This is a genomic window from Pseudoxanthobacter sp. (genome assembly GCF_036822375.1).
Lineage (GTDB): Bacteria > Pseudomonadota > Alphaproteobacteria > Rhizobiales > Segnochrobactraceae > Pseudoxanthobacter.
This window is the reverse complement of record NZ_DAISHT010000105.1, coordinates 1-11899: the sequence shown is the minus strand read 5'-3', so window position 1 is coordinate 11899 and position 11899 is coordinate 1. Positions and strand designations below refer to the sequence as shown.

Annotated in this window: 6 protein-coding genes; 4 read left to right on the top strand and 2 right to left on the bottom strand. The window is 69.6% G+C overall.

Annotated features, from left to right (window positions below; all coding sequences use genetic code 11):
• Window positions 1–843 precede the first annotated feature (843 nt).
• Complete coding sequence (locus V7067_RS11020) at window positions 844–1761, bottom strand: LysR family transcriptional regulator (RefSeq protein ID WP_334175951.1); 918 nt, start codon at window positions 1759–1761, stop codon at window positions 844–846.
• A 635-nt stretch (window positions 1762–2396) separates the two neighbouring features.
• Window positions 2397–4559: a PBP1A family penicillin-binding protein gene (locus V7067_RS11015; RefSeq protein ID WP_334175950.1), complete on the bottom strand. Its 2163-nt coding sequence runs from the start codon at window positions 4557–4559 to the stop codon at window positions 2397–2399.
• Between the two features lie 231 nt (window positions 4560–4790).
• Here V7067_RS11015 and polA point away from each other — a divergent pair, with 231 nt between their 5' ends.
• The 4 genes from polA to V7067_RS10995 all read left to right on the top strand — a co-directional run bounded on the left by polA (window position 4791) and on the right by V7067_RS10995 (window position 11701).
• Window positions 4791–7802, top strand: coding sequence for a DNA polymerase I (polA, locus tag V7067_RS11010; RefSeq protein ID WP_334175949.1), 3012 nt, complete (start codon window positions 4791–4793; stop codon window positions 7800–7802).
• Between the two features lie 148 nt (window positions 7803–7950).
• The gene (locus V7067_RS11005; RefSeq protein ID WP_334175948.1) at window positions 7951–9552 is read left to right on the top strand and encodes an FAD-dependent monooxygenase; all 1602 of its coding nucleotides are present in this window, start codon (window positions 7951–7953) and stop codon (window positions 9550–9552) included.
• A gap of 299 nt (window positions 9553–9851) precedes the next feature.
• Window positions 9852–10946 carry a GNAT family N-acyltransferase gene (locus V7067_RS11000; RefSeq protein WP_334175947.1) on the top strand — a complete coding sequence of 365 codons (1095 nt, stop codon included), beginning with the start codon at window positions 9852–9854 and terminating at the stop codon, window positions 10944–10946.
• 200 nt (window positions 10947–11146) lie between these two features.
• Window positions 11147–11701: a cytochrome b gene (locus V7067_RS10995; protein WP_334175946.1), complete on the top strand. Its 555-nt coding sequence runs from the start codon at window positions 11147–11149 to the stop codon at window positions 11699–11701.
• Window positions 11702–11899 lie beyond the last annotated feature (198 nt).

Sequence of the window (11899 nt, the reverse complement as noted above, 5' to 3'; positions counted from 1 at the left end):
CGGGGCCGGAGCGCGCCGCCGGTCAGCCGGCCTTTATGGCCCGCGCCGGGCCGGATCGCTGAGAGCCGGCCGGGCCCGGTCCCGAACGCCGGTGTGGCGGACAGACAATCGCGCAGCGCGACCCGGTAACAACCTACGGCCATGCCGGACGCCGGATCGCCCGGCCGGATCACACCGCGCTGACAGCCATGTCCGGCCGGAGGCCGATCCCGTCTGCCGGACGCCGCGCGGGCAAGGATCGCGGCGCTTGCCGGCGCGCACCCCGTCCGGCCGGCGGGCCGCAGCGGCGTGCGCGCATGCGTTCTTCGTCACATCGCCGCAGGCGTGACCCCCAGCCCCGGCATCCGGCCGCCGCCGCTGGGCTGAACCGATGCACCCGGTCGCCCCGTCTGCGCGCCCGGACGGCTGTTGACGGGACCATCGCCATTCCGCCGGGACCCCGCCGCGGACCCGAACCGACGCCGCAGGCCGGTCGCATCGATGCCGACTGGCCGACCGCGCGGCGGCGGCGCCTCCTTCGGAAGCGCAGCCACCGTCAGAGCGCCGGGCACGTTAACGATGCACCGACATGGACGCCGGACAGATGCGGACGAGGCACGGACAGGCACCCGCTCAGGAAAGGCGGTGCGGCCGGACAGGGCCGGACCGATTGCCCCGCCCCTGTCGGCCGAGGGGGCCCGCCGAAGGGGACCATGGGGCGCACGAGGCGGCAACGGCCTCGCGACACGACCGGCCTGTTTGCCACGCCCTTCGGGCCTGCTCTGAAGAAGCCTGTGTCAGCCGGCGGTTCTAACGGGGCCCGCGTCGTGAACGGCGAAAGAGGGGACGCGGGACGGCCCGTTCTCAGTCGCCGGCGCCACCGGGCGGCGGCGCATCGCCGGCCACCTGCCGGGCGGCATGCCGCAACACCGTGCAGAAGGCGTTCGCGGCCTCGGTCGAGCCTCCCGGCCGGGTTTCCAGCACATAGCTGAGGGTGCCGAGCGGCGGCAGGTCTGCTTCTGCGGGAAGCGCGGCGATGACGGAGGTTCTGAAGCTGCGCCCGATGGCCATGACGCCCAGCCCCGCTTCTGCCGCGGCGAGCAGCCCGAGAAGGTTGCTGCCCTCGACCACGTTCGTCCACCTGCGGCCGGCGGTCATCAGCGCCTCCTCGGCGATGGTCCGTGTGATGCTGGGGCTGGTATAGGTGATGAGCGGCACAGGCTCCTGCGTGCTGATCCGGGTCGCCGGATGCCCGGCCCACACCAGAGGCTCGTGCCAGAGCACCTCGCCCTCGGCATCTCCGTGGGCCTTGCCGAGGATCAGGTCCACATCCTCGGTACGCAGCGCATCCAGCAGGTGCTCGTTGCGGCCGGTGACGAACTTCATGCCGAAATTCGGAAACTCCGAGCGGAAGATGCTCAGCGCCAGCGGCAGGCGCGTCGTCGCGAATTCATCCTCGATGCCGACCTTGAGAACGCCCTCCGGCTCCGGGCGTTCGAGCAGATCGCGCGCATCCTTTGCCAGCGCCAGGATGGAGCGGGCATAAATCAGCATCGCCTCGCCATCGGCCGTCAGATCGACCCGACGCGTCGTCCGGCGGATGATCTCGCGGCCGAGCCGCCTTTCAAGCCGCGCAATGCGCTGACTGATGGCCGATTGCGAACAACCGAGCAGAGCGGCGGCACGACTGAAGCTGCGGCTGGTCGCGACTGCATCGAACGCATTGAGCTCGTCGGTATCTACCAGGCCGTCCCGTTTCACTTTGCCCTGCCCGTGTCGCACGCCGCTAATCGGGGCATTGGTAGCATGCTTTCGCATCCGACGCCAATATTATGGCGCCAGCCCGCATTTATCAGAGAACTCTATAGATCACAAAAGCGGCGCGATAATTATCGAAAAATAGTTCATTTACGAGTAAACAGCCATTTCCCGCTCTTACCGCTGTGAAATTTAGTTTCAGAGCGTTCTCTATACAAAATAATCTGTTATATGCAGACCAATATACCGATTATTTCAAGTATTCATCAAATAGAAGTCCGGCGATGCTGCCCGCGGTTTTCTCTCATCCGCCCTTCCCGCACGGGGCGGCGGCCGTTCCGCTCGCCGCCCCGTCTCCTGAAAGCAAGCGAGCGCGTTGCCGTGGCCCCGGGGGCCGGTCAGCGCTGCGTTTCCGCCCGCACGCCTGCGGGGCCCCCGCAGGGGGGGCTTCGAAGACGGCGGCCTGCCGCCGTTTCAGGAGGGCAGAGCGGCCGTCTGCCCGTTGCCCCGGGGCCACCACGTCTCCCCGCACGCGGCGGATGGCCGGGCCTGCGGGGCCGTGCCGGCCGCCGGCGGCCGCCACATATCCCCCCGGCCGCGTGTGGCGACCGGGCCGGCTGCCGGCTGCCGCAGATGCGCCGGCCGGCAGCCCCGGGGCCTCAGCCGCCGAAGAGCTGCTGGAAGAAGTTCTTCTTCGGCGCCGGCTGCGCCGGAACGACGGCGCCCGGCTGCTGGCCGGCGGGCATCGCCGCACCCGGAACCGCCCCGCCCGGCTGGCCGGGGGCCAGCATGACCGGGCCGTCGTCCGGCACCTGCGCGCTTGCGGCCGCGGCCGCTTCCTTGGCGGCCTGCGCACCCGGCAGTTCGGCCACCTGCATGCCGGCGTGGATACCGGTCATGAGTTCGCCCCAGATCTTGGCCGGCAGGGTGCCGCCCGTCATCTTCTTGGTGGGCGTGCCGTCATCGTTGCCGAGCCACACGCCGGTGGTGAAATAGCCGGTGTAGCCGAGGAACCAGGCGTCGCGGTAATTCTGGCTGGTGCCGGACTTGCCCGCCGCCGGCCACCCCTTGATGCGCGCGCGCTGGCCCGTGCCGGACAGGATCACCTCCGACAGCATGGCGTTCATCTCGCCCACATATTGCGGCGCCACCACCTGCCCCGGGCCGCCGCCGCGGCGCTCGTAGAGCACCTTGCCGTCGGCCCCGACGATGCGCCGCACCACATGGGGCACCACGCCAAAACCGCCGTTGGAGAACGGCACATAGGCCGAGGTCAGTTCCAGAAGCGAAACCTCCGAGGTGCCGAGCGCGATCGAGGCGTTCGGCTCCAGCGCCGAGGTGATGCCGAGGCGATGGGCGGTGGCGACCACCGACTGCGGCCCGAACTGCATGACGAGCTGCACCGAAACGGTGTTGAGCGAGTTGGCGAGGGCCTTGGTCAGCGACAGCGCGCCGCGATATTTGTGGGTGTAGTTCTCCGGGCTCCAGTTGCCGATCTTCACCGGCTGGTCGACCACGGTCGACGACGGCGTCATGCCGCCTTCCAGCGCCGTCAGGTAGACGAACGGCTTGAACGACGATCCCGGCTGGCGCTTGGCGCTGATGGCGCGGTCGAACTGGCTGCTGTTGTAGTCGCGCCCGCCCACCAGCGCCTTCACCGCGCCGGCGCCGTCGAGAATGACAACGGCGCCCTGTGTCACGCCATATTTGCGGCCTTCGGTATCGAGCCCCTTCTTCAGCGTCACCTCGGAGGTGCGCTGCAGGGCGGAATCGATGGTGGTCTCAACCGTCACGTCCTGCTGAACCGGTCCGATGAAGCCGGGCAGCTGGTCCATCACCCAGTCGGCCACGTAACCGCCGCTCGCCACCAGTTCGCGGCTGACGGGTTTCGCCGGACTGGCAAGCGCCTGCTTCAGCTGCGCATCGGTGATGTAGTTCTCCTCGCGCATCGCACCCAGCACGACGGCGGCGCGGTCCTGGGAGAGCTTCAGGTCGCGCGTCGGGGCAAAGCGGGTGGGGGCCTTGAGCAGACCGGCGATCATGGCGGCCTGCGGCAGCGTCAGGTCGCGGGCCGAGACGCCGAAATAACGCCGCGCCGCAGCATCGACGCCATAAGCGCCGGCCCCCAGATAGACGCGGTTCAGGTACATATCCAGAATCTCGTCCTTGGAATATTTCCCTTCCAGCCGGAACGAGAGAATGGCCTCCTGCACCTTACGCTGCAGGGTGCGCTCGGGCTCCAGGAACAGGTTCTTGGCCAGCTGCTGGGTCAGCGTCGAGCCGCCCTGCACCAGCCCGCCGGCGGTGAGGTTGGTGACGAACGCGCGCGCCATGCCGATCGGGTCGATGCCCCAGTGATCGTAGAAACGGCGGTCCTCGATGGAGACCACCGCCTCGGGCATCCACTTGGGCATGTCGGCCAGCGGCACACGCTCGCCGCCGGTATCGCCGCGGTTGGCGATGAGGTCGCCGCCCTCCGATACGATGCGCACGTTCGGCGGGCGCTTCGGCACCGCCCATTCGTCGATGGGCGGCATGGTGGAGGCGTAATAGGCGACGACGCCCGCGGCCGCCAGACCGGCCCACACGCAGGCCACCAGCGCCCAGCCGATGAGGCGGCGAATGAAGCGGCCGAGGAACGATCCGCGCGCGCGGCGGCGCGCATCGCGCGCGGGCGGGGCCTTCTTCGGCCTCCCGGCCTGACGCGGCGGCTCGCGATAGGCCGGCTCCCGGTCGCCGGGATCGGCCCTGAATCCATCGTCGCTGCTGCGGGCGGGGCCGCCGAAGCTCGGCTCCCTGCGCTCGGTCGGCTTGCGCGCCATCGTCACCCTGTCCCCGGACCATCTCACCAACTGGCTCCGATGGACTGTTGTTGTGGCGAATTAAGGGTGCGTTACCGCAAAGCGGCCCGCGGCACATGCCGGCCGCGAAACCTGCCGTGGGAAGAAGCGGCCTTGGGAAGAAGCTGCTCTGCAAAAGCCGCAGGGCGCGCAGATGAGCTTTCCGCCGCCCGGCGCTTTTCTCCGGCGCGCGGCGGTGGCATGGTCGCGGCCATGTCAGATGCAGCCGATGCCCCCGCCTCCGCCCCTGCCCCTGCCCGCACCCCCGGCTCCGCCGTGGGGCCGGGCGACCATGTGTTTCTGGTCGATGGCTCGTCCTTCGTGTTCCGGGCGTTCTTCCAGTCCATGAATCAGGACCGGAAGTACAATTACCGCTCCGACGGACTGCCGACCGGCGCCGTGCGGCTGTTCTGCACCAAGCTGCTGCAGTTCGTGCGCGAGGGTGCGGTGGGCGTGAAGCCGACGCACCTCGCCATCATCTTCGACAAATCGGAGAATTCGTTCCGCAAGGCGCTCTATCCGCCCTACAAGGCCAACCGGCCCGAGCCGCCGGCCGATCTGGTGGCGCAGTTTCCGCTGATGCGGGCCGCCGTGCGCGCCTTCGGCCTCGTGCCGGTGGAGCAGGATGTCTATGAGGCCGACGACCTCATCGCCACCTATGCCCGGCAGGCGGGCGAGGCCGGCGCAGACGTGCTGATCATCTCGGCCGACAAGGATCTGATGCAGCTCATCCGGCCGGGTGTCTCGATGTACGATCCGGCCTCCGGCGAGGCCAAACGCGGTTCGTTCCGCGCCGAGCGGCGCATCGGCCGCGAGGAAGTGATCGACTATTTCGGCGTGCCGCCCGAACAGGTGGTGGATGTGCAGGCGCTGGCGGGCGATTCCAGCGACAACGTGCCGGGCGTTCCCGGCATCGGCATCAAGACCGCCGCCGGTCTCATTCAGGATTATGGCGACCTTGAAACCCTGCTGGCGCGCGCCGGCGAAATCCGGCAGCCGAAGCGGCGGGAAAACCTGATCGCCGCCGCCGACATGGCCCGCCTGTCGCAGAAACTGGTGAAGCTGGTCGACGATGTCGCCGTCGTCGTGCCGCTGACCGACCTCACGCTGAGCGAGCCGGACGCCCGCACGCTGGTCGCCTTCCTCAAGGCGATGGAGTTCACCACCCTCACCCGCCGCATTGCCGAGCAGGGCGGCGTGGAGGTGACGGAGATCGACCCCGACCCCGCCTATGCCACCGGCACCGGCAGCCCCGCCGCGGCGGCCGCGGGCGACGATCCCGCCCCGGCCGCCGCCCTGCCGGCCCCGGCGCCGGGCGATGCCGACACGCCCGCCGGCCTTGCCGCGGCCCGTGCCGCCGCCTTGGCCGCCGCCCCGTTCGACACCGCCGCCTATGAGGCCGTGACCACGACGGAAGCGCTCGACCGCTGGATTGCCGAGGCCCGTGCGGCCGGCATCGTCGCCCTCGATACCGAAACGACCGGCCTCGACGCCATGGCGGCCGATCTCGTCGGCTTCAGCCTTGCCACCGCACCGGGCCGCGCCTGCTATGTGCCCCTCGCCCACAAGGGCGGCGACGACGGCCTGTTCGGCGGCGGCGTTCTGGAAGGCCAGATTCCGCACGCCGACGCCATTGCCCGGCTGAAGGCGCTGGCCGAGGATCCTGCCGTTCTCAAGATCGGCCAGAACCTCAAGTACGACTGGCTCATCCTCAGGCGCTGCGGCATCGATGTCGCGCCTTTCGACGACACCATGCTGATGTCCTATGCGCTCGACGCCGGCCGCAACGGCCACGGCATGGACGAGCTTTCCGAGCGCCACCTCGGCCACACCTGCATCGCCTTCAAGGACGTGGCGGGCTCCGGCAAGAATGCCGTCACCTTCGACCGGGTGCCGCTGGAGCGCGCCACCGCCTATGCCGCGGAAGATGCCGACGTAACGCTGCGCCTGTGGCTGGCCCTGAAACCGCGGCTGGCCGCCGAGGGTCTGACCACCGTCTATGAACGCCTTGAACGGCCGATGGTGCCGGTGCTGGCGCGCATGGAACGGCGCGGCATCGCCATCGACCGGCAGATCCTGTCGCGCCTCTCCGGCGAGTTCGCACAGGGCATGGCGCGCATGGAGGCGGACATTCACGCGCTGGCCGGCGAACCGTTCAACATCGCCTCGCCCAAGCAGCTCGGCGACATTCTGTTCGGCAAGATGGCGCTGTCCGGCGGCAAGAAGACCAAGACCGGCGCCTGGGCGACCGGCGCCGATATTCTCGACGAGCTGGCGGCGCAGGGCTACGAACTGCCGGCCAGAGTGCTGGCCTGGCGCCAGCTCGCCAAGCTGAAATCGACCTACACCGATGCCCTGCCCGGCTTCGTCAACGCCGGCACGCATCGCGTCCACACCTCGTTCTCGCTCGCCTCCACCACCACCGGGCGGCTTTCCTCCTCCGATCCCAACATCCAGAACATTCCGGTGCGCACGGAAGAAGGACGGAAGATCCGCTCCGCCTTCGTCGCTACGCCCGGCCACACGCTGATTTCGGCCGACTACAGCCAGATCGAACTGCGCGTGCTGGCCCACGTCGCCGATATCCCGCAGCTCAAAAAGGCGTTCGAGGATGACATCGACATCCACGCCATGACGGCCTCGGAGATGTTCGGCGTGCCGGTCAAAGGCATGGATCCGATGGTGCGGCGGCGGGCCAAGGCCATCAATTTCGGCATCATCTACGGCATTTCCGCCTTCGGCCTCGCCAACCAGCTCGGCATTGGCCGCGAGGAGGCCGGTGCCTATATCCGCAAATATTTCGAGCGCTTCCCCGGCATCCGCGACTACATGGAAGCGACCAAGGCCGCCGCGCGCGCCAACGGCTATGTGGAAACCATCTTCGGCCGCCGCGCGCACTATCCCGACATCGCCTCCTCCAATCCCTCGATGCGGGCGTTCAACGAGCGCGCGGCCATCAATGCGCCGATTCAGGGCTCTGCCGCCGACATCATCCGCCGCGCCATGGTGCGCATGGAGGAGGCGTTGCAGGCGGCCGGGCTTTCCGCCGCCATGCTGCTGCAGGTGCACGACGAACTGGTGTTCGAGACCGTGCCGGAGGAGGCGGATGCCACCATCGGCGTCGTGACGCGCATCATGGTGGAAGCGCCGCTGCCGGCGGTGGCCCTGTCCGTGCCTCTGAAGGTCGATGCCCGTGCGGCGCACAACTGGGACGAGGCGCACTGAGCCGCGGCCTGCGCCCGCCCCGGCCGGCAAGCGGCAATCGGCCGGTTGCAGGCCCCCCCGCCGCTCAGGCAATCTGGGGCGGTCCCCCCCGGCGCGGCGCCGCCGGCCCGCCCCCGGAACGCGCCCGCCCGACAGGAGTGCCTGATCTGTGACGACCCGCCCCGATGCCGCATCCTCGCCTGCCGTCCTCATCGTCGGGGCCGGGCCGGCCGGGCTTGCTCTGGCCATCAACTGCCGCCGCTTCGGCATCGGCGTGCGCGTGGTCGACCGCCTGCCGGCGGCGGAGGCGACATCCAAGGCGCTGGCGCTGTGGAGCGGCAGTCTGGAAACCCTGTCGGTCATGGGCCTGACCGATGAGGTGCTGCGGGCGGGCCTGACCATCAACCGCGTCAAGCTCGGCGACGGTGCCCGCACCCTTGTCGATACGGTGACCGGCGACGGCAACGACAGCCCGTTCGCTCACCCCGTGATGCTGCCGCAGGCCGAAACCGAACGGCTGATGACGGCGCGGCTGGCCGAATTCGGCGTCACCGTCGAACGCGGCTATACCATCACCGCACTGACACAGGATGCCGGCGGCGTCACCGCCCGGCTCGCCGGCCCGGATGGCCACGAGGAAGAGGTGCGCACCGCCTACCTCGCCGGCTGCGACGGCTCGCACAGCGCAGTGCGCGACCTGCTCGGCATCCGCGTCGAAAACCACGACGAGCCGGAAACCTACCTGATCTGCGACACACCGCTGGAGGGGCCGACGGAAACCGACGCCCTCTACATGTGGTGGGGCGGCGGCGGCACGCTGGCGCTGTGTCCGATCCGGCCGGGGCTGTGGCGCGTCATCGTCCGCCGCACCGGCACCGATGCCGGCGAGACCGCGCCCACGGCCGCCGAAATTCAGGCCCAGCTCACCGCCTGCGGCCCGCGCGGCTACCGGGTCGGAACGCCGGTCTCGCTGGCCGCCTACCGCATCAGCCAGCAGCTCGCCGATCATTTCCGCGCCGGGCGCTGTTTCCTGCTGGGCGATGCCGCCCACACCCACAGCCCGGTGGGCGGGCAGGGCCTCAATATGGGCCTGCAGGATGCCGCCAACCTTGGCTGGAAACTGGCCGCCATGGTGCGCGGGCGCGGCGATGCGGAAGCGCTGGCCGCCAGCTACGATGCCGAACGGCGCGCCGTTGCCCGCTCCGTCATCGAAAGCTCGCTGCTGCGCCTCAATGCCGGCTTTGCCGGCGGGCTGCTGGCCCGCACCACGCGCGACGTGGTGGTCAGCGCCCTGTCGCGGGTTGCCCCGCTGCGCCGGCGCATGATGGCGGACCTCTCCGACCTCAATTTCGCCTACCGCGACGGGCCGCTGGCGGAATTCCGCCGCCTCGTGCTTTCCGGCGAGCCGACCGTGGGCGAGCGGGCGCCCGGCGCCCGCTACCGGCCGCCCGGCAGCAGCAGGGACGAGCCGCTGTGGAACGCCTTCTCCGCGCCGGCTCATGTGCTGCTGCGGTTCGGCAACGCCGAGGCTGCCCGCCCGCTGATGCTGGCGTTGTCGGAATTCGGCCCGGCCGTGACCGTGATCGGCATCGATGCGGCCAGCGATCCGTCCGGCGAAGTCCGCCGGCGCTACAACATGCCCGGCGACGGCTTCGTGCTGATCCGGCCGGACCAGACCGTCGCCCTGCGTGGCGGCCTGCTGGATGTGGGGGTGCTGGATGCCTATGCCCGGCTGGCGCTGCGGGCCGGCCCGCGCCGCGAGCCGTCGTGAGACACGCAAGAAAGCCGGCTCAGAGAAAATTTTGCCGGCAAATCATGCCCGATTCCGGGAATTGTTGTCACACAATCGTCGGGCATTTATGATTCCTGTTGGAGAACGGCCGGCGGGCCGGGCCTTTCGCGGCCAGACCCGCCGGTTTCCGGATCTCCGTCTGGCGCGGCCCCGCCCGCGTGCCTGCGGAAGTGCAGTCCGGAGAACGCGAACCATCCGGCAGGCGACAGGCGCACGAGGCTGCGCTCCGCCTGATCACCGGTCACCACAGGCAGGGGCAGTCCGTGAGGGAGGCAAGCATGACACGATCGGTTGCTGAGCCGTGCGATCAGGCTGCCGGTGTCCCGATGGCCGGCGATACGCTGGACGTTGCCGCCCCCGAAGCCCCCGCCCGACCGGCCCCGACCGCTTTCCGCCCGGTTCCAGAGATGCTGGGCGAGTTCGGCGCCCCGGCCGCCCGCCTTGCCGCCGCTCTGGCGGGCGCCGGGCAGGCCATGCCCTTCTTCCGCGCCCGCGGCCCCGCGCCGCTCGCCGCCAGACGCTTTCCGGCGGTTCTGAAACACAAGCCCTACGATCCCGACGCGCCGACGCTCGGCCGCCTCGGTTCGCTGGAAGTGCGCCTTGCGCGCAGCAAACAGGAAGTGAAGCGCGCGCAGTCCATCCGCTACAAGGTGTTCTACGAGGAAATGTCGGCGATCGCCGACCCGGTGACGCTGGCCACCCGCCGCGATGCCGATGCCTTCGACGACATCTGCGATCACCTGCTCGTCATCGACCATGAGCCGGAGGCGCGGCGGTTTCAGCGCCGCAAGCCCAAGGTGGTCGGCACCTACCGGCTGCTGCGCCGCGAGATCGCCGATCTGCACGGCGGCTTCTATTCCGCCTCCGAATTCGATCTGTCGCCGCTGACCGGCCGGCGGCCGAAGCTGCGGATGCTGGAACTGGGCCGCTCGTGCGTGCTGGCGCCCTACCGCTCCAAGCGCACGCTGGAACTGCTGTGGTCCGGCAACTGGGCCTACACGGTGCAGCACGGCTGCGAGCTGATGGTGGGCTGCGCCAGTTTCGAGGGAACCGACGCCGACCGCTTCGCGCTGCCGCTGTCGTTCCTGCACCATCACTGCCTCGCCGCCCCCGGCATGCGCCCGGCCGCCCTGCCCGGCCGGCGGGTGGAGATGAACCGCCTGCCCGCCGAAGCCGTCGACACCCGCGGCGCGCTCCACGCCCTGCCGCCGCTCATCAAGGGCTATCTGCGGCTCGGCGCGCGCATTGGCGACGGCGCGGTGCTCGACCGCCAGTTCGGCACCATCGATGTGCTGATCGTGCTGCCGGTGAGCGACATCAACACCCGCTACATCAATTATTATGGTGCCGACGCCAGCCGCCACGCGGTCTGACGGATTTCCTCTTGCCGCACCTTCGGCGTATCCTGATCCTGCCGCCGGAGATCCGCGCCCCCTCGGGCCGCGCTTCCGGCAGCGCCGGGGGATCGTCCGCCTGCACCCGCCCGCGTTCCGCCGCACCGGCGCACGACGCGGGCCTGCCGCATGTCACGCGCCGCTCCCGGCTTTCCGAGCCCGCAAGAAACGGACGCGCCATGCCCTCTTCCGCCTCTTCCGTTCCGAGCCGCTACAATGCCGGCCTGATCGTGCTGCACTGGCTCATCGCGCTGGCGATCGCGCTGGCCTACGGCCTCACCTTCCTGTGGGAAGACGTGGCGCCGGAGACGCGGACGACGCTGCGTCAGCTGCACATGGGCCTCGGCGCCACGGTGCTGGTGCTGATGATCGCCCGCATCGCCATCCGCCTCGCCGCACCCGCACCGGCCGACATCAATCAGGGCAAGCCGCTGCAGCGCATCGCCGCCCACGCCGTCCACGGCCTGCTCTACCTGCTCGCCGTTCTGGTGCCGGCGCTCGGCATCACCTTCGTTCAGGCGCGAGGGCGCGGCGTGTCGCTCTACGGGCTCGTCACCCTGCCGCCCGTTCTGGAAAACCCCGTTGCACCGGCCATCTCGGGCGCCCTCAAGGAAGGGCACGAGCTTCTCGGCAACGTGCTGATCGCGCTGGCGCTGTTCCATATCGCCGCCGCGCTCTATCACCAGTTCATCGTGCGCGACGGCATTCTCGCCCGCATGTCGCTGCGCGGCTGAACGCCGGCGTCTGCGACCGGATGCCCAAACGAAAGCCGGCCGGGGATCGCTCCCCGGCCGGCTTTGTTATTTCACGTGAAACACGCGGGCAGAACGATCAGGCGGCCTCGCCGCTGATCTCCTGACCGGTGGCCTGATCGACGACCTTCATCGACAGGCGAACCTTGCCGCGCTCGTCGAAGCCGAGCAGCTTCACCC

Bases quoted from the DNA above. Each gene is read 5' to 3' on its own strand.
- V7067_RS11015 (WP_334175950.1), bottom strand. From the start codon at position 4,559: ATGGCGCGCAAGCCGACCGAGCGCAGGGAGCCGAGCTTCGGCGGCCCC.
- polA (WP_334175949.1), top strand. From the start codon at position 4,791: ATGTCAGATGCAGCCGATGCCCCCGCCTCCGCCCCTGCCCCTGCCCGC.
- V7067_RS11000 (WP_334175947.1), top strand. From the start codon at position 9,852: ATGACACGATCGGTTGCTGAGCCGTGCGATCAGGCTGCCGGTGTCCCG.
- V7067_RS10995 (WP_334175946.1), top strand. From the start codon at position 11,147: ATGCCCTCTTCCGCCTCTTCCGTTCCGAGCCGCTACAATGCCGGCCTG.